This window comes from Streptomyces sp. NBC_01264 (genome assembly GCF_026340675.1).
Lineage (GTDB): Bacteria > Actinomycetota > Actinomycetes > Streptomycetales > Streptomycetaceae > Streptomyces.
Map to the genome: position 1 here is coordinate 1,995,903 of NZ_JAPEOX010000002.1, position 20,555 is coordinate 2,016,457.

The window sequence follows — 20,555 nt, forward strand, 5'->3', positions numbered from 1 at the left end:
AAATGACCTCCACCACCGAGCAGTTCGCCGATCTGTCGGCGACCACGCTGCTGCGCTTCGCGACCGCGGGCTCCGTCGACGACGGCAAGTCCACCCTGGTCGGCCGGCTCCTGCACGACTCCAAGTCGGTCCTCACCGACCAGCTGGAAGCCGTGGAGCGGGTCTCGGCCAGCCGCGGCCAGGACACCCCCGACCTGGCGCTGCTCACCGACGGCCTGCGGGCCGAGCGGGAGCAGGGCATCACCATCGACGTGGCCTACCGCTACTTCGCGACGGCCCGGCGCCGGTTCATCCTGGCCGACACCCCCGGGCACGTGCAGTACACCCGGAACATGGTCACCGGCGCTTCCACCGCCGACCTCGCCGTGGTGCTGGTCGACGCCCGCAACGGCGTGATCGAGCAGACGCGCAGGCACGCCGCCGTCGCGGCCCTCCTGCGGGTCCCGCACGTGGTCCTGGCCGTCAACAAGATGGACCTGGTGGGCTACGAGGAGGCCGTCTTCGCGTCGATCGCCGAGGAGTTCACCGCGTACGCCACGGGCCTGGGCGTCCCGGAGATCACCGCGATCCCGATCTCCGCCCTGGCCGGCGACAACGTGGTCGAGCCCTCCGCGAACATGGACTGGTACGGCGGCCCCACGGTGCTGGAGCACCTGGAGACCGTCCCGGTCAGCCACGACCTCACCGCCTGCCCGGCGCGTTTCCCGGTGCAGTACGTGATCCGTCCGCAGACCGCCGAGCACCCGGACTACCGGGGCTACGCGGGCCAGATCGCCTCCGGCGTGCTGCGGGTCGGCGAGGCCGTCACCGTCCTGCCGTCGGGCCGCACCTCGGTCATCGAGGGCATCGACGCGCTCGGCGAGAGCGTCGACATCGCGTGGGCCCCGCAGTCGGTGACCCTGCGCCTCAAGGACGACATCGACATCTCGCGCGGCGATCTGATCGCGCCGTCGTCGAGCTCCCCCGCCACCACGCAGGACGTCGTGGCGACGGTCTGCCACGTGGCGGACCAGCCGCTCGCCGTGGGCGCCCGGGTGCTGATCAAGCACACGACGCGCACGGTGAAGGCGATCGTCAAGGAGATCCCCTCGCGGCTGACCCTGGACGACCTGTCCCAGCACCCGAACCCCGGGCAGCTGGTGGCCAACGACATCGGCCGAGTCGTCGTCCGTACCGCCGAGCCGCTCGCGCTCGACTCGTACGCCGACTCGCGCCGCACCGGGTCCTTCCTGCTGATCGACCCGGCGGACGGCACGACCCTGGCGGCCGGCATGGTCGGCGAATCCTTCGCCTCCACCGCCGAGACCACCGTCCAGGCCGACGAAGAAGGGTGGGACTTCTGATCATGCTTGCCGATATCTACTCCACCTTCGCGAAGGAGGGCGGCCGCGTAGGCAGCGGCTCCCTCGGCAGCGGCCAGGGAGGTGTGGGGCGATGTGCGTGATGACGTACGCGCACCGCATGCGCGCCCACGCCCCCCACGAGCTCTACCTGCCCTTGCTCTGCAAACGAAGACGTGCGTCGTGACACGACGCTACGAGAGGAAGCCCTCCCGTGCCTGCCAACGGTTCCCCGCGTAAGACCCTGCGCCGCAGCATCACCGCCGCTGCCGCCCTCCCGCTCCTGATCGGCGCCCTCGCCTCGTGCGGCTACGGCTCCGAGGCCAAGAAGGACGACGCTCCCGCGAAGGAGAACGTCGCCGCCGAGGGCAAGAAGCTCTCCGCCTCCGAGGTCCGCATCGGCTACTTCCCGAACCTGACCCACGCCACGGCGCTGGTCGGTCTCCAGGAAGGCCTGATCGCCAAGGAGCTCGGCGCCACCACCATCAAGCCGCAGTCCTTCAACGCCGGCCCGTCCGAGATCGAAGCCCTCAACGGCGGCTCTCTCGACATCGGCTTCATCGGCCCCTCGCCGTCGATCAACGCCTACGTGAAGTCCAAGGGCTCCAACCTGCGGATCATCTCCGGCTCCGCCTCCGGCGGCGTCAAGCTGGTCGTGAACCCGGCGAAGATCAAGACCCTGGACGACCTCAAGGGCAAGAAGATCGCCACCCCGCAGAAGGGGAACACGCAGGACGTCGCGTTCCTCAACTGGATCGCCGAGAAGGGCTGGGCGGTCGACCCGGAGTCCGGCAAGGGTGACGTCTCCGTCGTCCGCACGGACAACAAGGTCACCCCGGACGCCTTCAAGCAGGGCTCGATCGACGGCGCCTGGGTGCCGGAGCCCACGGCCTCCAAGCTCGTCTCCGACGGCGGCTCCGTCCTCCTCGACGAGACCGCCCTGTGGCCCGACAAGAAGTTCGTGATCACGAACATCATCGTGTCCCAGAAGTTCCTCACGGAGCACCCGGACGTCGTCGAGGCCGTGCTCACGGGCACGGTGAAGACCAACGCGTGGATCAACGCCAACCCGGACAAGGCCAAGGCCTCCGCGAACGCGAAGCTCGCGGCCGAGGGCGGCAAGCCGCTCGACACCAAGGTCATCGACCCGGCGTGGCCGAGCATCCTCATCACCAACGACCCGCTGGCGTCGACGCTGAAGACGCAGTCGGAGTGGGCGGTCAAGGCCAAGCTCATCGAGCAGCCGGAGCTGAACGGCATCTACGACCTGAAGCTCCTGAACAAGGTGCTCAAGGCCGCCGGCCAGCCCGAGGTCGCCGACGCCGGTCTCGGCGTCAAGTAACCCTCCCCGTCCAGCAAACCTTCAGTACCCGTCCCGAATCCCAGGAGGTGACGACCATGGCCACCATGCTTGCCAAGGCTGCCGAGGGCACCGTAGCGGAGCAGACGCACGCCGCTCGGATCGAGCACGTCTCGAAGTCCTTCTCCGGCCCGGCCGGATCGCAGCTCGTCCTGGACGACATCAGCCTCGATGTCGCTCCCGGAGAGTTCGTCACCATCCTGGGTGCCTCGGGGTGTGGAAAGTCCACCCTGCTCAACCTGGTCGCCGGACTGGACAAGCCGTCCGCGGGGTCGATCGAGACCCCCGGCGGCCGTCCGGCCCTGATGTTCCAGGAGCACGCCCTCTTCCCGTGGCTCACCGCGGGCAAGAACATCGAACTCGCCCTGCGGCTGCGCGGGGTGGCCAAGGCCGACCGCAAGCCGGAGGCCGAGCGGCTGCTGGAGCTGGTCCGGCTCGGCGGCTCGTACGGCAAGCGGGTCCACGAGCTGTCGGGCGGCATGCGCCAGCGCGTGGCCCTGGCCCGGGCGCTCGCCCAGGACAGCCAACTGCTGCTGATGGACGAGCCGTTCGCGGCGCTCGACGCCATCACCCGCGACGTGCTGCACGGCGAGCTCACCCGCATCTGGGAGGAGACGAACCTCTCCGTCCTCTTCGTCACGCACAACGTCCGTGAGGCCGTCCGCCTCGCCCAGCGCGTGGTCCTCCTCTCCTCCCGCCCCGGCCGGGTCGCGAAGGAATGGACCGTGGGCATCCCGCAGCCGCGCCGCATCGAGGACGCGGACGTCGCGGAGCTGTCCCTTGAGATCACTGAACACCTGCGTGGGGAGATCCGCCGCCATGGCCAGCACTGACACCACCCCCGAGACCCGGACCAAGGCCAAGGCCGAAGACCTCGCCGGCCTGGAGGCGGGCCTCGACGCGCTCGACGCCGTCCAGACCCACCGCACCCCGGTCCGTGAGGTCCTCGTCAAGAAGGTCCTGCCGCCGCTCCTCGCCGTCGGCCTGGTCCTCCTCGTCTGGCAGATCCTCGTCGCCGCGCACATCACCGAGGAGACCAAGCTCCCCACCCTGTCCTCCGTCTGGGACAGCCTGGCCGACATGTGGGCCAAGGGCACCCTGCTCGAGGTCATCTGGACCAGCGTCTCGCGCGGTCTGCTCGGCTTCCTGCTGGCCCTGGCCATCGGCACCCCGCTCGGTCTGCTCGTGGCCCGGGTGAAGTTCGTCCGCGCCGCGATCGGCCCGATCCTGCAGGGCCTGCAGTCGCTGCCCTCGGTCGCCTGGGTGCCCCCGGCGGTGCTCTGGTTCGGGCTCAACGACGCGATGATGTATACCGTCATCCTGCTCGGCGCCGTCCCGTCCATCGCCAACGGCCTCGTCTCCGGCATCGACCAGATCCCGCCGCTGTTCCTGCGGGCCGGCCGCACCCTGGGCGCCACCGGCCTGCGCGGCGCCCGGCACGTGGTCATGCCGGCCGCGCTGCCCGGGTACCTGGCCGGCCTCAAGCAGGGCTGGGCCTTCTCCTGGCGCTCCCTGATGGCCGCCGAGATCATCGCCAGCTCCCCCGACCTGGGCCTGGGGCTGGGCCAGCTCCTCGAGAACGGCCGCAACAACATCGACCTGCCCGGCGTGTTCCTCGCGATCATCCTGATCCTGGTCGTCGGCATCGCGATCGACCTGCTGATCTTCAGCCCGGTCGAGCGGTGGGTGCTGCGCACCCGCGGCCTGCTGGTCAAGAGCTGATCACCGTGTCGGCGCACCGCTCCACGCACGCCCCGGCCCTGCTGGTCATCGCCCACGGCAGCCGCGACCCGCGGCACGCGGCGACCGTGCACGCCCTCACCCGGCGGGTACGGGCGCTGCGGCCGGGGCTGCGTGTGGAGACCGCCTTCCTGGACTTCGACACCCCGACCGTCGACCGGGCGGTCGCCTCGCTCCACCGGTCGGGCGTACGCGACGTCGTGGCGCTCCCCCTCCTCCTGACGCGGGCGTTCCACGCGAAGTCCGACATCCCGGCGGTGCTCGCCGGAGCCACGTCCCACCTGCCGGACCTCTCGGTTCGCATCGCGGATGTGCTCGGCCCGTCGCCGCTGCTGCTGGCGACCCTGGAGCGCCGGCTGTGGGAAGCCGGCCTCACCCCGGCGGACCGCGCCACCACCGGTGTGGTGCTCGCGTCCGCCGGTTCCTCGGACCCGGAGGCGATCGCAGTGATCGCTGAAACCGCGCGGGAGTGGCGGCACACCGGTTGGTGCGCCGTGCGGCCTGCGTTCGCCTCCGCCGCTCTTCCCCGGACGGAGGACGCCGTACGCAAGCTGCGCGCCGAGGGCGTCCGCCGGATCGCGGTGGCCCCGTACGTCATCGCCCCGGGCCGGCTCCCCGACCGCATCGCGGCGGGCGCCGAAGCCGCGGGGGCCGACGTGATCGCGGCCGTCCTGGGCCCCTCCCCGGAGTTGGCCCGCCTCCTGCTCCGCAGATACGACGCAGCCACCGCCACCCCCACCCGAATCCCAGCCCTGGCAGCCTGACCCCGCCGCTGCGCGGGGCAGGAGTCCCCTACCCGCCCTCGCCGGACGGGCTGGATACATCCAGCCCGTCCGGCGTTTGAGGACCGGGGTCTGGGGCGGAGCCCCAGGGGGTCCGGGCGCAGCCCGGGGAACGGGCGAAGGGCGGATAGGGGACTTCGCCCCGCAGGGCCGACGCACCCGCACCCCGCGACTACCCCCGCGCAGCGGCCTCGTCGGCCAGGGCCGTCAGGTCCTCCACGGACATCGCGCCCGGCGGCAGACCCTCCCGGGCGAAGATGTTCGCCGCCACGCGCAGCGTGTCGTTGACCGGCGTGGCCACCCCGTGCAGCCGCCCCAGCAGCACGATCTCCCCGTTGAGATAGTCCGCCTCCACCGACCCCGTGCCCCGCGCCAGGCTCTGCCAGGAGGACCCGCCCCTCACCTCCCCGGCCGGAACGTCCACCTTCCCCTCACGGGCCGCCGCCTGCTCGGCCTCCGAGGCCCAGGCGATGCCCGCGGCGGCGAAGGCCGCCTTCGCCTCGCGCACGGCCCGCAGCAGCAGCGCCGCCTTCGCGGGCTCCGGCTCAGGGCCGGTGGTCGCCTGGACCGCGTTGCCCAGGTTGCCCAGCAGCTTCGCGTACTTCCACCGCATCACGTCCTCGACGACCGGCGCCCCGAACCCGGCCTTCTCCAGGTCGGCCGCGATCCGCCGGGCCCGCGCGTCCGCGCCCCCGGCGGCCTTCCCGAGGTGCAGGATCCCGGTCAGCGGCGCGCACAGCGCGGAGACCACCCCCGGCTCCAGGAAGGTCGCCGGCAGCCACACGCAGACCCCGTACACGCGCGCGAAGCGCCGTAGGGCGAGGCGTTCGCTCTCCACCCCGTTCTGCGCGCACAGCACCGGCAGCCGCTGCGCGGCCGTACCGCCGCCCGCGACCTCCGCGTCGCCCCACGCCTCGAGCGCGGCGAGCGCGTCCTGGGTCTTCACGGTCAGCAACAGCACGTCGTCGGGGCGCAGTTCGCCGAGCTCTCCCGGTCCGCTGACCACGGGCAACCGGTGCACCCGCTCCCCGTCGGCGGTGGTGAGCCGCAGCCCGTCCGCCCTCAGGGCTTCCGCGTGGGGGCCGCGCGCGACGAGCACGACCTCGTTGCCGGACTCCGCGAGCCGTCCGCCGATGGTCGCGCCGATCGCCCCGGCGCCGATGATGATGTAACGCATGCCCACGAGCCTGGCACATCCGCGGGCCTGGGTTACGGTCGGGCCATGTCTGTTGACGTGGATGAGACGTTCACCCTCGGCGGGGACCTGCCCGTACGCCGCCTCGGACTCGGCACCGGCGGGCTGGTCGGCTCCGGCTACTGGGGCCCGCGCGCCGAGCGCCACGCATCGGTCGCGCTGCTGCGCACCGCCGTCGCACGCGGGGTCACCCTGATCGACACCGCCGACAACTACGGCCCCCATCTGGCCGAGGAGCTGGTAGCCGAGGCCCTGCACCCGTACGGGGAGCAGCTGGTGGTCTCCACCAAGGGCGGGGTGGTGCGCACCGGCCCCGACCAGTGGCACGCGGCGGGCCGCCCGGAGGAGCTGCGCTCGATGTGCGAGGCGAGCCTGCGCAGGCTCCGCCTGGACCGGATCGACCTCTACCAGCTGCACCGCTTCGACCCGGCCGTCCCGCCGGCGGAGCAACTGGGCACGCTGGCCGAGCTCCGGGCGGAGGGCAAGATCCGCCACATCGGGCTGAACACGGTGACGGCGGACCAGCTCGGGGAGGCGCTGTCCCTGGTCCCGGTGGCCTCGGTGCAGAACCCGTACAACCTCCTGGACCGCTCCTCGGCGGAGCTCCTGGCCCTGTGCGAGGAGCGCGGCATCGCCTTCCTCCCGTACTACCCGCTGGGCAGCGGAGCCCTGACCCGGGAGAGCGCCGCCGCCCTGACGGCGGTCGCCACGCAACACGGCGCGTCCACCGGCCAGATCGCCCTGGCCTGGCTCCTCCAGCACTCCCCGGTCCTCTGCCCCACCCCGGGCACGGGCTCCCCGGAGCACCTGGCGGAAAACCTGGACGCGGCCACGGTCCACCTGACCCCGCACGAGATGACCCTGTTGAACGGGCTGGCGGACCCGGACTGACACCGGGCCCGACCGACACCTGGCCCGGTGGCCCGGCGTCAGCCCTCCTGGGTGAGTTCCACCAGCTTGGCGACCGTGTTCCAGTTGCGGGTGGTCACGTCCAGGCCCTTGACCACCGCCGGTTTCGCGAGGGACTCGCCCAGTTTGGAGCGGCCCAGGCCGTTCGGGGCGTAGAGGTAGATGACGCGGTCGCCGACGCGGTACTCCTCGGGGAGGTAGGCGGGGGCGTCGATCGAGGCGAAGCGGGACTCGGCGGGCTGCTCGGAGCAGAAGGTGGCGTGGAGCTGTTTGCCTTCGAGTTCGGCGGCCGGGAAGGGGCAGGCGTCGGCGACGGCGCGCAGGTAGGCGCCGTCGAGCACCAGGCAGGGCACCCGGAAGCCGAAGTGGGCCTCGATGGCGGCCTCCAGCTCGCGGGCGAGGGCGGTCGGCGCCTTCCCGCTCGCGCTGGCGAAGACGGCGTTGCCGCTCTGGAGGTACGTCTGCACATCCTCGTGGCCGAGGCCCTCCAGGACCTGGCGCAGCTCGGCCATCGGGACCTTCTTGTTCCCGCCGACGTTGATGCCCCGGAGCAGCGCCGCGTACGTGGTCGTCTTGGTCATGTCTGCACGATAGGGCGCACCTCTGACACTGCGCGCCGTAGGTGCAGGTGCCCGTCGAGCGGGTAGGCGGGCGGGGCCGACGGCAGGATGCTGCCGAAGGTGTAGCCGCTCTTCTCGGCGACCCGGCAGGATGCCGCGTTGTCCACCTGATGGAGGAGTTCGAGGCGTTCCAGTCCCTCGGCCCGGAAGGTTTCGAAGGCCCAGGCGGTCAGGGCATCCAGCGCTCGTGGGGCCACGCCCCGCCCACGGGCCCGCGCCGCCGTCCAGTAGCCGACCCCGGCGGAGGGCTCGCCCGGCCGGACTCCCTTCAGTACGACGTGGCCCGCCAGGCGCGGCGGCGCCGCTTCGCCGTCCTGAGCGGAGTCCTCCAAGACGGCGAAGCCGAACCGGGCGCCCGACGCCCAGGCCCGCTCCTGGTCCCGTACCCACCGCAGCCCCTCGTCCGCGCTCTCCACGGGTGGGCTCGCCCAGCGCCGTAGATCGGGGTCCCGGTACGCCTCGACGAGCGCGGCCACGTCGTCCGCGCACCAGGGGTGAAGGGTGAGGGCGGGAGCGCTCGGAGTCGCGGCCGCGCGGAGGGTGACGGGAGCGTGCATGATCGGAGCGTTCATGACCGGAGCGTACGCAGCGGCGCCGGCTCGCGGTCGGGCAGTTCGGACTCGATCAGGTCGGCCGCCTGGCGCGTGCCGCCCTCCGTCGCCATCTCGCGGCGGATCCGGTCCGCGCGTGCGGCGACCTCCGGGTCGGCGACCAGGGCGAGGACGGCCTCGCGCAGGGTCGCGGCGTCGGCCCCGGCCATCGGGACGTGCCGGGCGACACCCAGGCCGGCCAGCATGTCGGCGTTGCCGAACTGGTCGACGGCCTGCGGGACCGCGACCATCGGGGTGCCGGTGGCCAGGCCCTCCTGGCAGCCGCCGGTGCCCGCGTGGGTGATGAAGGCGTCGGCCTGGCGCAGGATGTCCAACTGGGGAACCCAGCGGTGCACTTCGACGTTGGCGGGGATCTGGCCGATCTCGGCCTCGTCGGTGAACCTGCCGATCTGGAGCACCACGTGCCAGTCCGGCAGGTCCCCGAAGGCTTCCGCGCAAGCCCCGTAGAAGGCCGGCTGCTTGGTGAAGGTGGAGCCGAAGGAGACCAGGAGGACCTTCTTCCCCTCGGCGCCCGCGGGGCGCGTCCAGGTGCCCTGGGTGGCGCTGCGGTCGCCCTGGCAGGCGCCGACGAAGGTGTACACGGCCTCGTCGACGCGGTCGGCGTGGGGCTGGAGGGCGCGCGGCATGAGGACGACGCTGCGGCGGGGGCGGCCGACGAACCGGTCGCTGTCCTCGTCGATGCCGTTCTCGTCGAGCCAGGCCCGGAACCGGGCGTAGTACGCCTTCCCGCGCTCGGAGTCGCGCAGTTCGGCGAACATCGGCTCGGCGACCTCCTCCTCGTAGCCGGTCCAGGCGACCAGGGTCGGGGAGAGGGAGACCGCGGGGACGCCCCAGCGGTGGGCGAGGACGATCGCGGGGTAGGCGGTGATGTCGTGGAGGACGAGGTCCGGCTCGTCGCCCTCGAAGGCGGCCGCGAGCTGCGGGAGGGCCTGGACGGCGTCGGCGAGGAAGGGCTCGATGTTGTCGATGAGCTCGGTGCCCCACGCGTCGGGGTCCTCGTCGGTGGGGAGGGTGGAGTTCCAGATCACCGGGGTGGCGCCGGTCTCGGCGATCTTGTCCGCGTAGGCGGCGGGGATGGCGTAGCTGACGCGGTGGCCCCGGGCGACCAGCTCGCGGATCACTTCGATGCTCGGGTTCACGTGGCCGGCGGCGGCGATGGAGAACATAGCGATGTGGGCGGGCTTCGCGGTCGTGGTCATGAGGCAACCGTAACGAGACGAGACGTCTCGTGCAACCCGTAGGGGAACACGGGGAGGGAAGGGGAGGGAGTGGCGGGAGGGGGCGGGAGGGGCGGGAAGGGGCGGGCCGGATGCGAAACTTGTCCGGTCATGAGCACCCGGCCACGCCCGGGGCACCCGGGACCCCCCGAGACACCGACGGACTGCGGAGACGGCATGGACGAGTCACGAGCCCGGGAGGCCCTGACGGCGGCGGGCCTGGCGGGGGCGGGGTCCCCCGCTCCCCGGCTGCTGGCCCTCGGCGAGAACGCCGTCTTCGCGCTCGACGGCAGCGGTCTGGTCGCCAAGGTCGGCCGGGAGGCGGCGCTGCTGCCGCGCGCCGAGCTGGAGCTCAAGGTGGCGGGCTGGCTCGCGAAGTCCGGGGTCCCCGCGGTCCGCGCGGCCGAACCGCAGCCGCGGCTGGTGGACGGGCACCCGGTGACCCTGTGGCACCGGCTCCCCGACGCGGTCCGCCCGGCCGGCCCCGAGGACCTCGCGGCGCTGCTGCGACGGATCCACGCCCTGCCGGAGCCCCCCTTCGCCCTGCCCCCGCGCGATCTGCTGGGCGGGGTGGAGCGCTGGCTGCGGCTGGCGGGCGAGGCCATCGATCCGGCGGACGCCGCGTACCTGCGGGCCCGCCGCGACGGGTACGCCGCCCAGGTCGCCGCCCTCACCCCGCACCTGGTGCCCGGCCCGATCCACGGCGACGCGCTGCCCCGCAACGTCCACGTGGGCCCGGCCGGGCCGGTCCTGGTCGACCTGGAGACGGTCTCCGCCGACCTGCGCGAACACGACCTGGTGGTGATGGCCCTCTCCCGCGACCGGTACGGCCTGCCCGGCGCGGCGTACGAGGAGTTCACGGCGGCGTACGGCTGGGACGTGCGCGACTGGGAGGGCTGCGCGGTCCTGCGCGGCGCCCGCGAAACGGCCAGTTGCGCCTGGGTCTCCCAGCACGCCCCGGCCAACCCGAAGGCCCTGGCCGAGTTCCGCCGCCGTGTGGCTTCCCTGCGCGAGGGCGACCCGGAAGTCCGCTGGCACCCGTTCTGAGCGTGCGGGGTTCCCGTGCGGGCGGCGCGGGTCAGCCGCGAAGGGCCTCGGCCGGCTGCACGCGGGACGCGCGGCGAGCCGGATAGATCCCGGCCACGAGACCGGTCGCCAGACCGATGAGCGGGGCCGTCGCCAGGGTGACGGGGTGCATGACCGGCGTCCAGTCCCTGACCAACGCCACGATCAGGACCGTCAACGTACCGATCGCCGTGCCGATGAGGCCGCCGAAGGCGCCCAGCGTGCCCGACTCGGCGAGGAACTGGGCGGTGACATGCCGCCGCTGCGCGCCGAGGGCGCGGCGCAGGCCGATCTCCCCGGTGCGCTCCAGGACCGCCACCAGGGTGGTGTTGGCGATCCCGACCGCTCCGATGACCAGGCACACCCCGGCGAGCAGCAGAAACAGCTGTTCGAGGTCGGAGGTCACCGAGGTCCGCAGGCTCTTCGGGTCGGGCGGCGCAACCGCCTTGAGGTACTCCGGATGGTCGGGGCGCAGCGCCGTGGGGGCTTCCCCGGCCACCTGCCGGGCGGCGCCCAGGTCGGTGGCGATGAGCATCCTGGCGCCCTCGGCGGGCCGCCCCCAGATCTCCACCGCGGTGGTCTGCGGTACGAGGACCGAGAGCAGCACCTCCGGCTGGCGCCGTACGTCGTCGACGATGCCCGTGACGGTGAACGGCTGCCCCCCGATGAAGATCGCCGGCTTGGTCTCCAGCGTGGTGATCCCCAGCCGTGCGGCGATGCCCGAGCCGATCACGGTGACGCGCTGGCGGGCACCGGCGTGGAAGTCGTCGTACAGCCTGCCCTGGGAGAGCCGGGGCTCCGCCGCGCGCAGGGCGCCGGGGGCGGCGGCCACCACACTGAGGGACTCCCCTGCGGTATCGCCCACCGGGGCGGCGGTGACGACGAGTTCGGCGGCGCTGCGTCGGGGCTTCACCGTCCACAGCACGCCGGCGTGCCGCACCCCGTTGAGCCGCTCGACGCGCTCCGAGGCGTCGTCCGGGAACGCCGCGCCGGCGAACTTGTCCTGTTCGCGGGCGATGTCCTCGACCGTCACCTCGGTCGCGGAGAGCACGTTGAAACGGGCGTCGATCTGCGAGGAGGCGGTGGCGGTGAGGCCGAGCACCGCGACGAAGGCACCGACGCCCAGGACGGTGCCGAGCATGGTGAGCGCGGAGCGGGCGGGGCGCTGCAGCATTCCGGCCAACGCCTCGGCCAGCAGATCCCGCGGCACGAACACGGAGTGCCCGATCGCGGGCAGGGGTGCGGCTCGCCGCGCCCTTCGGATCCGGCTCAGCATGCGCGTACCCGCTCGCTCTCGCTCAGGATGCCGTCCCGGATGGTGACCGTCCGTCGGCCGCGGGCGGCCACGGCCAGGTCGTGCGTGATCAGGACGATCGTGATGCCCTCGGCGTTGAGTGCCTCGAGCAGCAGGAGCACCGCTTCGGCGTTTCCGGTGTCGAGGTTTCCCGTCGGCTCGTCGCACAGCAGCAGCGAAGGCCGGGCGACCAGGGCCCGCGCGATGGCCACCCGCTGACGTTCGCCGCCGGACATCCGGGTGGGCAGCGCCTCGGTCCGGTGGTCCAGGCCCACCCGGGCCAGCGCCTCGCGGGCCCGCTCCGGGCGCTCACCGCGCGGGGCGCCGCCGTAGACCATGGCGAGTTCGACGTTCTCACGGGCGCTGCGGTGCGGCAGCAGGTGGAAGGCCTGGAAGACGAATCCGATGCGTCGGCCGCGCAACGTGGTGCGCTCGGCGTCCCCCAGGCGTCCGGTGTCGATCCCGTCGAGCAGGAAGCTGCCGCTCGTGGGGGTGTCGAGGAGTCCGGCGATGTTCAGGAACGTGGACTTGCCGGAACCGGAGGGGCCGACGACGGTGATGAACTCGCCCCTTCGGACCGTGAGGTCGCTGGGGCGCAGCGCCTCCACGGGCGGCGGCCCCGGATAGGTGAGGCCGACCTGCCGGAACTCGATGACGGGCGGCTCGGACGCGGTCGGGGATCCGGTCATCGGGCACCTCCCTGCGCGGCGCCGTCGGTCCGGACCCCGGTCACCACCCGGTCGCCCTCGCCGAGGGTCCCGCCGTCCAGCACGGTGACCTCGGCATGGCCGTCGCCGGTGGTGCCGGGCTTCACCCGGACCCGGCGCTGCCTGCCGTCGTCCTCGAGCACGGTCACGGCGGTGGAGCCGTCCGCGCCGGCCGACACCGCCGTGACGGGCACGACCAGGACCTTGCCGCCGGTCGTGGCGGCCATGACGGTCAGGCGGACGTTCTGCCCGGCCCATTCGGCCTCCAGTGCCCGGCCCGGTTCGAGGACCATCAGGTACCCGTCCCCGTCGGCCTGCCCGCCGCCCTGCCCACCGGGCGGCTGCCCGGCCTGGGCGCCGCCGTCGGCGCGCGGCGTCGTACGGGTGGTGGCGATGGACCGTACGGAGGCCTTGGCGGTGGCGCCGTTGACCTCGGAGAGGAGCTCCGCCTCCTGGCCCGCCCTGATCAGGCCCTTCTGGTGGTCGGGCACGTAGCCCTGCACCACCAGGGCGCCCGCGGCGACGGTCATCACGGCTCCCTGCACCTTCCCGCCGAGGCGTGCGGGGAGGTCCTGCACCCGTGCGGGGAAGCTCTCCAGGAACGTCACCTCGCCGGACGGGACCATGGGACCCGCGGCCGCCCGCGCGGCCACGAGCCCCTCGCGTGCGGTCGCCAGGTCCTCCCGGGCGCGGCCGACCGCTTTGCGCAGCGACTGCAGGTCCCGGCCGCCGCCGTCGGCCTTCCCGGGCGTTCCGGTGGTCGAGCCGGTGGTTCCGCGCGAGCCGGCTCCGGTACCGGCGCCGGCCTCCGCGTTCTCCAGCGCGTCCTTGGCGTCGTCCAGGGTCCGTTCGGCCGAGGTCACCTGTGCTTCGGCCGCGGTGACGGCCGCCGATCCCTCCGCGCCGCCGACCGGAACGGGTTCATAGCCGACCGCCTCGTAGAGCTTGGTGACCGCCGACTTCGTGCCCTCGCCGAACCGTCCCCGGTTGTCGGGGGACGTGGAGTGGCCCAGCCGTTGCAGCGCGTCCTGGAGCTGGCCCACGTCACTCCCCTGGGCGCCGGGCTTGAGGTCGCGGTAGAGGGGAACGGCGCCCTGGAGGGCGATCACCGGGCGGCCGGAGATCTCGACCAGCAGCCGGCCCGCGCCGACTTCGTCCCCCGCCTTCAGCGGAAGTTTGGAGACCGTGGGACTGCCTCCGTCGGCCGTGCCGCCGGGGGTGATCTCCACGCTCTGGCCGGCGACCACGGTGCCGCGCAGGATCACCGAGGAGGCCAGCGGCCGGTACTCGACCGGCGCGGTGATCACGGACGGTGCGGGGGGCCGGGAATCCGCCGCCGCCTGCGCGGGCGACTTGATCAGCAGGGAGGCCCCGAAGCCCGCCCCGGTGAGCCCGACCGCACCCACCGCGATCAGGGCGAACCAGCGGCGCCCGCTCCGTACGCCGTCACCGGCCTTGCCTCCGCCGGTGCGGACCGCCTCGGCCACGTGCGCGTCCTCGGCCACGTGCGCGTCCACGTGCGTGTCCACGTCCACCGAGGGTTGTCCGTCGTTCCGCATTCAGTTCGCCAATGCCTCGTTCGCCGACTTGATGACCGTGCCCTGGTCCTTCTTGATCTCGGCGAAGCCGGCGGCGTTCTGCTCGATGTAGTCGCTCTGGATCTTCGTTTCGGCGCGGAGCAGCACGGTGGCGAGCTTCGTTTCCTGCTTGCACTTCACGTCGGCCTTGGCCACGGTCTTCTCCTCCGGTGAGGCGGAGTTCCCCTGGACCGCGTACTTCTCGACGGGCTGCAGGAAGGCGGTGTGCTGATATCCCGACGTCTTCATGCAGGCCGCCCATTCCTCCTGCGCCTTCTTGAACTCCGGCGTCTCCTGGGCCTTTCCGAAGGAGGAGTAGTCGATGCTGAGCAGTCCGATCTTGCCCTTCGAGGGGTCCTGCACCTTGTCGAGCCCCAGCTTGCGGCCGGCCTCCCCCACGCAGCCGCCCTCGGGGATGTCCTTGCCCTGATAGCTGCCGCCCGCGCCCGTCTTGGCGCCCTTGGCTCCGTAGACCATGTACGCCTCGGGCGGAAGCTTGGTCCCGCCGGACACCGCGCCCACCGCGTGCTCGCGGTCCTCCGCCGAGGGGATCACGTGATAGCCGTGCTCAGCGGCGATCTTCTCGCTGACCACGCCGTACCGACGGGTCAGCACCTTGGCCGGTTCGGCCTTCTTGGCGGGCCAGTCGAAACCGAACCGCTTCATGCAGTCGGATGCCAGTGTGGCGTGAGCGGAGTCGACCTGCGCCTGCTGCTCGGGGGTGAAGAGGTAGGCCGACACCGGGAGGACGATGTCGGCCTCCGTGACGACATCCCGGACGGCCGAGCCGCCACCGCCGGCCCCGTCCCGTTCCTGGCCGCCCTCCGAACAACCGGTGAGCAGCAGCGTGCCGACCCCGGCGGCGATGACAAGACGTGCGTAACGCAAGGGAACCCCTGGATAGAGTGGATGTGCTGTGGTGGGGCGGAATTGGCCTCCGCCCCACCACGGTCATAGGGCGGCGATCAGAAGTTGTACGTGGTTCCCGCGCAGTTGTCGCTGAAGTTGTGCGAGTTCATGACGTCGTTGGCGTACTTGCCGTTGCTGAGGTAGATGTCCGCCATGTTGGACAGGTGGCCGTAGGCCGATACCTTGAAGCAGGGACCGGCATATCCGGAGTTGTAGTACACCGAGACCTTCGTGTCCCAGTCCCAGTTGTCGATGGAGCTGACATTGGAGACGACGTTGTCACCCCGGTAGAGCGCGATGCCGGTGCCCCCGTAGGTGATGTTGGACCAGTTGGTACGGGAGCTGAAGTCGTCCCGCTTGTATCCGCCTTCGTTGAAGTCGCTGTCCGCGTAGAGACAGACGTTGTCGGTGGTGCAGATGGCCTGCGCGGGTGCAGCCATGACGATTCCCGCACCGAAGAGGGAGGCCACGGCGAGCAGCGTTGCCGAAGTACGTCGAATCATGAACTGTTTCCTCTTTTTCGTTCCGTGCCGAACAAACGGCGTGCCCCATGTGCGGTGGGGAGATCAGAAGTTGTACGTGGTCCCCGTGCAATTGCTCGTGAAGTTGTGCGAGTTCATGTTGTCGTTGGCGGTCTTGCCGGAGCTGAGGGTGATGCTCGCCATGTTGCCCACGCTGCCGTAAGCAGCGACCTTGAAGCAGGGGCCGGCGAAACCGGAGTTGTAGTACACCGAGACCTTGGTGTCCGGGTCCCAGTTGTCGATGGAGCTGACGTTGGCGACGACGCCGTCGCCCGCGTAGAGCCGCCAACCCGCGTATTCGTACGAGATGATGGACCAGTTGTCACGGGAGTTGAAATCGTCCCGCAGGTATCCGGTGTGGCCGCTGTCCGACCAGAGACAGACGTTGTCCTGGGTGCATTCCCCTGCCTGCGCGGGCGCGGCCATGGCAACTCCCGCGCCGAACAAGGATACGGCGGCGAGCAGCATCGCCGAAGTGCGTCGCATCATGATTCTTCCCTCGTCTTCGATTCCTGCCGAAATGACTGCCGATGAATATCGGCAGCAGATGCGATCCGCCGCCGGTCAGAAGATGTTGTACGTGTTCCCCGCGCAATTGTTGCTGAAGTTGTGCGAGTTCATGTTGTCGTTGGCGGTCCTGCCGGAGCTGAGGGTGATCTTCGCGAAGTTGTCCACCAACCCGTAAGCCGCGACCTTGAAGCAGGGGCCGGCGTATCCGGAGTTGTAGTACACCGAGATCTTGGTGTCCGGGTCCATGTTGTTGACGGAGCTGACGTTGTCGGCAACGCCGTCGCCCGCGTAGAGCAATCTGGTGGGGGCGTAGTCGTAAGTGATGGCGGACCAGTTGGAACGGGAGGTGAAGTCGTCCCGCTCGAATCCCGTGAAGTTCGCGTCAGAGTAGAAACAGGCGTTATCGGGAGTGCAGACCGGGACGGCCTGTGCGGGGGCGCCCATGGCGACTCCCGCGCCGACCAGGGATGCCGTGGCAAGCAGCATTGCCGAAGTACGTCGAAGCATAGGTGCATTCCTCGAATTCGATCCGTGCCGCGCGTGCGGCCGACAAGAGGCGAGAGGCGCGGGGAAAGGCGGCGCGATGGCGCCCTCCGCATGCGCATATGGCGCGGGTCGGAGGCGAGTCGCACACCCCTCGAATCGTGTTCACCCGGGCCCGTGTCGCCGGAGGTGAATCTAGGCCGGAACGGCGTGCCGTGGTGTGCGTCGAGTGCCGCGTTTGTGTGCCCTCAGTGCCGTGGGGCGGCCAGGGAGAGCGCACGGTGTTCGGTGGGGGTGATGCCGTAGGTTTCGCGGAACGCCCGGCTGAACGCGGTGGCGGTGGGGAAGCCCCAGCGAGCGGCGATCGTCTGGACGGGCCGGCCGCTCAGTTCCCGGCACACGAGGTCGGCGTGGGCGCGCTCCAGGCGGCGTTGGCGAATGTGTGCCGCGACGGTCAGGGGCTGGTCGCCGAAGAGGGCGTGGAGACGGCGCAGGGAGAGGTTGTGCCGATCGGCGATCGTCCGGAGAGTCAGGTCCGGGTCGCCGAGATTGTTCTCGATGAAGCGGTAGACCCGCTGCAGGGTCTCCTGCGCACGGGCCTCGGCAGGCGCCTGGCCGGGTTCACCGAGCAGCCGCGCCAGGAACGCGGTGGTCAGGTCCAGGGTGACGGCCCCCATCGCCCGCAGCTCCTCGGGGTGACAGTGCGGGCCGCGTGCGACCAGCGTCTTGAGGAAGTCGGCGAGGATCGCCCCCGACCCCACGTCCGCGGCCAGGGGCCGTGCCAGGAGGCGGTCCACCCGGTCCGATCCCAGCGCCAGGGAATGTCGGGGTATCTGCAGGATGACCGTCCCGGTCTGCTCGCCTATGCAGGCGCCCTCACTCGGCCGTGAGGTGTCCGTGAGCATGAGATTCCCCGCGACCAGGGATTCATTGCCTCGCTGCGAGATCCTGACGGTGCCCTGTGTGATGAGCGCCAGCTGCAGGTGTTCGGGATCGCCGCGCCGGACGTGGGCCGAGGTGCGCCGCGAGGTAACCGGTGAGCAGGTCAGGGAGGACAGCTGCGCAATGCCGAGGTCCACATACATGAGGCTCGCCCGGAAGTCGGCCCAATGCCGGGTGTTGAGCGTCACGGGCATCACATCGCTGGACACCGTTTCGCAGAACCAATCAAATCTGTCGTCTCGCTCGACAGCATCCGACGTAACCAGCGAAACCATGCCATCCCTCGCACCTCAACGTGACAGCCATCCAGTCCTTGACCGGGTCGCCGGCGACATGACCATGATCGCAGCAGCCCTCACCCGGATCAGGACGCCCCGGAGACCGAACGGGCCTGCCACGCGCGGCCGATGCCGCGGATCAGCGCCGGGTACGCCCCCGGATACCGGAAGGGCTTGACGCCCGCCATGTACACGCGGCCGAGCGCGCGATCCGCGACCGGCTGCTGCGCCGGGCGGCCCGGCTCGTGCGTCAGACCCGGTACGGGACGACGGGCCAGGCCCGCTCGACTGTCGCCCCGGGGTCCGAGGTGCGCCGCAGGTAGCTCTGCAGCGAGGCCGCCTGCTCGGCCGCCGCGCGGACCTGGAGCTCGTGCAGGTCGGCCAGGGCGACCGTCCCTATCGCCGCGTGCACGGCGCCCATCCGCCGGGCGGCGCGGGCCGCCGCCAGCGCGTCCGCGCCCGCGTCGTGCGCCGCTTCCAGGCTCACGCCGTAGTGCTCGCAGAGGGCCTGGAGGGTCCGCCGGCCCTTGCGGTAGCGGTCCGCGTGCTTGTCCAGGACCAGGGGGTCGATGACGGGCGGCGCGGTCGTCCCGGTCCAGCGCTCGCCGAGCGGACGGATCCCGTGGCGGCGGCACTCGCGGTCCAGCAGGGTCAGGTCGTACCGCGCGTTCATCACCACCAGCGGGGTGCCCGAGCCCAGTGCCTCCACGAGCGTCCGGGTGATCTCCTCGATCGCCGGGGCCGCCGCCATCCCCCGCGAGCGGGCGTGGTCCGTGGAGATGCCGTGGATGGCCGAGGCCTGCTCCGGGATGGGCACGCCCGGGTCGACCAGCCAGGTCCGCTCCCGGGCCACCTGCCCGTCCGGACCGACCGTGACGACGGCCGCCGTCACGATGCGGTCGGACTCGGTGTCGGTGCCCGTGGTCTCCAGGTCGAAGGCCACCATCGGCCCGCCGTGCCAGTCCCCCATCCAGTCCCCCGCCCAGTCCCCCATCGCGTGCCCCCCGTACCCGTCCCTCTACGTCAACGGCTTTCAGCCTGACACGGGCCACTGACAACTCCGGAGCCGGGTCCGCCCCCGGTCATGTGACTGAGCGGGACAGGTCCCACGGGCCGTACCGCTCCGGGACATCCCTCCACGGCGTCACGAGTCGGGATCCGCTTCCGCAGCGGACAAGCCCACAGTCACAGTTTCAGCCCGTCCTCGAGGCCATCCGCGTACCTCGCATCGGCCCTGTCCGGCCGCGCACGCGGCCGGACAAGGTCCGCGCCGACCGAGCATACGGATCCCGCACGAACGGCACCTGCTTACGCAACCGGGGCATCCGCTGCACCATCGCGGAGAAATCCGACCAGGTCCGCACCGTGCTGGTTGCCGGCGTCAACGAGTGGCTCTGACACAGCTGACCGGGAGCGGGTCACCCATTCCTTCCCCGCCTGCCGTCGGCCAGGATGACCGGGTGACACTCCACGTCGTTCTCGCCGGTGACCACGTCCGCCTTCTGGAGTCCGCCCCCGCTCCTGCGGCCTCCGCCCCCAACGGCATCATCCCCGCGGTGGCCATACGGGACGTCGACCCGGATGCCTCCCCACCGGAGATCCGCACTGTCTCGGGAGAGATCCTCTTCGTCTCAGCTGAACGGCGTGCCGAACTGGAACGGTTCCGCAGAGACAACGGGATTCCCCGACGGTCCAGGCCCGACGTGTGGGGCGACCTTCTCGAGCCCTTCCTCGACACCGAGTTCACAGCCGAGCGCCGAGCCGCCACTCAGGCCCGCCTGGACCAGGCTGGTCTGGGACCAGACGAAGTGGCCGACATCCGGCACAAGGTCGCCCCATTGATGCGCGCCTACAACACTGTCCAAGAGGACTGGCACCACCTCGGCCTGGCCGACCTCCTGGACGCTGCAATCGCAGACTGGATTCCTCAGGACCAGCAGATCAAGCCCGGGGAATGTGCCGCCTTCTGCGCCTGGGCGATGAAGATTGCGGACCTCGGCTCTCGCAACAGGCCCTAGTTGGCTGCCATCCGTGGCTGTGTGGGCCTGGCCGCCCGGCGCCCCACGACGACCCGGCCGGGTCGTCAACCGGGCCCGGCGACGGATACCGCGGCGAGGGCAGAACCGACGCCCGCGACGCCTTGGTCATCGCAGACCAGGCCCGCATCCGCCGGGACCTCCATCCGATGCGGCCCACCGACGAGGCCACCATCGAGCTGAAGGTCCTCAGCGGCCGCCGCACGGACCTCGTCCGTGGCCGCACCCGGGCCATCAACCGCCTGCGCTCCACCTTGACCGGCATGTTCCCTGCCCTGGAGCGCGCTCTCGTCCTCACCCGTGCCGGCCCGCTGGTCCTCCTCGACGGCTATCAGACGCCGGCGGCGATACGGCGTACGGGCACCGCCCGGCTGACCCGATGGCTCCGCGCCCATGGCGTCCGCCCCCCGGAGGAGCTCGCGGCCACGGCGGTCGCCACCCCCGAACAGCAGGCTCATC

Annotated in this window: 20 protein-coding genes and 2 pseudogenes; 9 read left to right on the forward strand and 13 right to left on the reverse strand. The window is 71.4% G+C overall.

Going from position 1 to position 20,555, the window contains the following annotated elements; genetic code table 11:
- Positions 1-2 precede the first annotated feature (2 nt).
- From OG435_RS42020 to OG435_RS42040, 5 genes are all read left to right on the forward strand, one after another.
- Positions 3-1,343 carry a sulfate adenylyltransferase subunit 1 gene (locus OG435_RS42020; RefSeq protein WP_266885564.1) on the forward strand — a complete coding sequence of 447 codons (1,341 nt, stop codon included), beginning with the start codon at positions 3-5 and terminating at the stop codon, positions 1,341-1,343.
- Between the two features lie 211 nt (positions 1,344-1,554).
- A complete protein-coding gene (locus OG435_RS42025) occupies positions 1,555-2,682 on the forward strand; it encodes an aliphatic sulfonate ABC transporter substrate-binding protein (RefSeq protein WP_266885566.1) in 1,128 nt (375 codons plus the stop codon).
- 56 nt (positions 2,683-2,738) lie between these two features.
- A complete protein-coding gene (locus OG435_RS42030; protein WP_243338711.1) occupies positions 2,739-3,533 on the forward strand; it encodes an ABC transporter ATP-binding protein in 795 nt (264 codons plus the stop codon).
- Positions 3,520-4,422, forward strand: a complete 903-nt coding sequence (locus tag OG435_RS42035) for an ABC transporter permease (RefSeq protein ID WP_266885569.1) — start codon at positions 3,520-3,522, stop codon at positions 4,420-4,422. The genes OG435_RS42030 and OG435_RS42035 overlap by 14 nt, the downstream gene beginning before the upstream one ends.
- Before the next feature lie 5 nt (positions 4,423-4,427).
- Positions 4,428-5,204 carry a sirohydrochlorin chelatase gene (locus tag OG435_RS42040; RefSeq protein ID WP_266885571.1) on the forward strand — a complete coding sequence of 259 codons (777 nt, stop codon included), beginning with the start codon at positions 4,428-4,430 and terminating at the stop codon, positions 5,202-5,204.
- A 190-nt stretch (positions 5,205-5,394) separates the two neighbouring features.
- Here the strand turns inward: OG435_RS42040 and OG435_RS42045 are convergent, their stop codons facing one another.
- Complete coding sequence (locus OG435_RS42045; protein ID WP_266885573.1) at positions 5,395-6,399, reverse strand: ketopantoate reductase family protein; 1,005 nt, start codon at positions 6,397-6,399, stop codon at positions 5,395-5,397.
- Positions 6,400-6,444: 45 nt separating this feature from the next.
- On the opposite strand from OG435_RS42045, the gene OG435_RS42050 reads away from it, so the two are divergent.
- Complete coding sequence (locus OG435_RS42050) at positions 6,445-7,308, forward strand: aldo/keto reductase (RefSeq protein ID WP_266885575.1); 864 nt, start codon at positions 6,445-6,447, stop codon at positions 7,306-7,308.
- A gap of 38 nt (positions 7,309-7,346) precedes the next feature.
- Here the strand turns inward: OG435_RS42050 and OG435_RS42055 are convergent, their stop codons facing one another.
- The 3 genes and pseudogenes from OG435_RS42055 to mgt all read right to left on the reverse strand — a co-directional run bounded on the left by OG435_RS42055 (position 7,347) and on the right by mgt (position 9,806).
- Entirely contained in the window at positions 7,347-7,907 is a 561-nt protein-coding gene (locus OG435_RS42055) for a DUF1697 domain-containing protein (RefSeq protein WP_266885577.1), read from the reverse strand.
- On the reverse strand, positions 7,904-8,518 hold the full coding sequence (locus tag OG435_RS42060) for a GNAT family N-acetyltransferase (protein WP_266885579.1): 615 nt from the start codon (positions 8,516-8,518) through the stop codon (positions 7,904-7,906). The genes OG435_RS42055 and OG435_RS42060 overlap by 4 nt, the downstream gene beginning before the upstream one ends.
- Positions 8,515-9,806 (reverse strand): annotated as a pseudogene (mgt, locus tag OG435_RS42065) (macrolide-inactivating glycosyltransferase). The gene OG435_RS42060 and the pseudogene mgt overlap by 4 nt, the downstream one beginning before the upstream one ends.
- Positions 9,807-9,951: 145 nt before the next feature.
- Between mgt and OG435_RS42070 the strand changes: the two are divergent.
- A complete protein-coding gene (locus OG435_RS42070; protein WP_266885583.1) occupies positions 9,952-10,821 on the forward strand; it encodes a phosphotransferase enzyme family protein in 870 nt (289 codons plus the stop codon).
- Between the two features lie 31 nt (positions 10,822-10,852).
- Here OG435_RS42070 and OG435_RS42075 read toward each other — a convergent pair whose 3' ends face one another.
- The 9 genes from OG435_RS42075 to OG435_RS42115 all read right to left on the reverse strand — a co-directional run bounded on the left by OG435_RS42075 (position 10,853) and on the right by OG435_RS42115 (position 19,054).
- Positions 10,853-12,115 carry an ABC transporter permease gene (locus tag OG435_RS42075; protein WP_266885585.1) on the reverse strand — a complete coding sequence of 421 codons (1,263 nt, stop codon included), beginning with the start codon at positions 12,113-12,115 and terminating at the stop codon, positions 10,853-10,855.
- Positions 12,109-12,822, reverse strand: coding sequence for an ABC transporter ATP-binding protein (locus tag OG435_RS42080; RefSeq protein WP_266885587.1), 714 nt, complete (start codon positions 12,820-12,822; stop codon positions 12,109-12,111). Before OG435_RS42080 ends, OG435_RS42075 begins: the two co-directional genes overlap by 7 nt.
- Positions 12,819-14,399: a peptidoglycan-binding protein gene (locus OG435_RS42085; protein WP_266885589.1), complete on the reverse strand. Its 1,581-nt coding sequence runs from the start codon at positions 14,397-14,399 to the stop codon at positions 12,819-12,821. Before OG435_RS42085 ends, OG435_RS42080 begins: the two co-directional genes overlap by 4 nt.
- Positions 14,400-15,305, reverse strand: a complete 906-nt coding sequence (locus tag OG435_RS42090) for a hypothetical protein (RefSeq protein WP_266885591.1) — start codon at positions 15,303-15,305, stop codon at positions 14,400-14,402. It abuts the gene before it with no gap.
- Positions 15,306-15,382: 77 nt separating this feature from the next.
- Positions 15,383-15,829: a hypothetical protein gene (locus OG435_RS42095; RefSeq protein WP_266885593.1), complete on the reverse strand. Its 447-nt coding sequence runs from the start codon at positions 15,827-15,829 to the stop codon at positions 15,383-15,385.
- Positions 15,830-15,892: 63 nt separating this feature from the next.
- Positions 15,893-16,336, reverse strand: a complete 444-nt coding sequence (locus OG435_RS42100; protein WP_266885595.1) for a peptidase inhibitor family I36 protein — start codon at positions 16,334-16,336, stop codon at positions 15,893-15,895.
- Positions 16,337-16,411: 75 nt separating this feature from the next.
- Positions 16,412-16,864: a peptidase inhibitor family I36 protein gene (locus OG435_RS42105; protein WP_266885597.1), complete on the reverse strand. Its 453-nt coding sequence runs from the start codon at positions 16,862-16,864 to the stop codon at positions 16,412-16,414.
- Positions 16,865-17,088: 224 nt separating this feature from the next.
- Positions 17,089-17,970, reverse strand: coding sequence for a helix-turn-helix domain-containing protein (locus OG435_RS42110; protein WP_430625830.1), 882 nt, complete (start codon positions 17,968-17,970; stop codon positions 17,089-17,091).
- A gap of 340 nt (positions 17,971-18,310) precedes the next feature.
- Positions 18,311-19,054 (reverse strand): exonuclease domain-containing protein, encoded by a 744-nt coding sequence (locus OG435_RS42115; protein WP_266885602.1) that lies wholly within the window; start codon positions 19,052-19,054, stop codon positions 18,311-18,313.
- Between the two features lie 562 nt (positions 19,055-19,616).
- On the opposite strand from OG435_RS42115, the gene OG435_RS42120 reads away from it, so the two are divergent.
- Positions 19,617-20,078: a hypothetical protein gene (locus OG435_RS42120; RefSeq protein WP_266885604.1), complete on the forward strand. Its 462-nt coding sequence runs from the start codon at positions 19,617-19,619 to the stop codon at positions 20,076-20,078.
- Between the two features lie 52 nt (positions 20,079-20,130).
- Positions 20,131-20,548 (forward strand): annotated as a pseudogene (locus tag OG435_RS42125) (IS110 family transposase); the annotation flags it as partial.
- Positions 20,549-20,555 lie beyond the last annotated feature (7 nt).

Coding starts and splice junctions, on each gene's coding strand:
- OG435_RS42020 (WP_266885564.1), top strand. CDS start 3: ATGACCTCCACCACCGAGCAGTTCGCCGATCTGTCGGCGACCACGCTG.
- OG435_RS42035 (WP_266885569.1), top strand. CDS start 3,520: ATGGCCAGCACTGACACCACCCCCGAGACCCGGACCAAGGCCAAGGCC.
- OG435_RS42045 (WP_266885573.1), bottom strand. CDS start 6,399: ATGCGTTACATCATCATCGGCGCCGGGGCGATCGGCGCGACCATCGGC.
- OG435_RS42070 (WP_266885583.1), top strand. CDS start 9,952: ATGGACGAGTCACGAGCCCGGGAGGCCCTGACGGCGGCGGGCCTGGCG.
- OG435_RS42095 (WP_266885593.1), bottom strand. CDS start 15,829: ATGATTCGACGTACTTCGGCAACGCTGCTCGCCGTGGCCTCCCTCTTC.
- OG435_RS42060 (WP_266885579.1), bottom strand. CDS start 8,518: ATGAACGCTCCGATCATGCACGCTCCCGTCACCCTCCGCGCGGCCGCG.
- OG435_RS42105 (WP_266885597.1), bottom strand. CDS start 16,864: ATGCTTCGACGTACTTCGGCAATGCTGCTTGCCACGGCATCCCTGGTC.
- OG435_RS42080 (WP_266885587.1), bottom strand. CDS start 12,822: ATGACCGGATCCCCGACCGCGTCCGAGCCGCCCGTCATCGAGTTCCGG.
- OG435_RS42115 (WP_266885602.1), bottom strand. CDS start 19,054: ATGGGGGACTGGGCGGGGGACTGGATGGGGGACTGGCACGGCGGGCCG.
- OG435_RS42030 (WP_243338711.1), top strand. CDS start 2,739: ATGGCCACCATGCTTGCCAAGGCTGCCGAGGGCACCGTAGCGGAGCAG.
- OG435_RS42100 (WP_266885595.1), bottom strand. CDS start 16,336: ATGATGCGACGCACTTCGGCGATGCTGCTCGCCGCCGTATCCTTGTTC.
- OG435_RS42075 (WP_266885585.1), bottom strand. CDS start 12,115: ATGCTGAGCCGGATCCGAAGGGCGCGGCGAGCCGCACCCCTGCCCGCG.
- OG435_RS42085 (WP_266885589.1), bottom strand. CDS start 14,399: ATGCGGAACGACGGACAACCCTCGGTGGACGTGGACACGCACGTGGAC.
- OG435_RS42050 (WP_266885575.1), top strand. CDS start 6,445: ATGTCTGTTGACGTGGATGAGACGTTCACCCTCGGCGGGGACCTGCCC.
- OG435_RS42055 (WP_266885577.1), bottom strand. CDS start 7,907: ATGACCAAGACGACCACGTACGCGGCGCTGCTCCGGGGCATCAACGTC.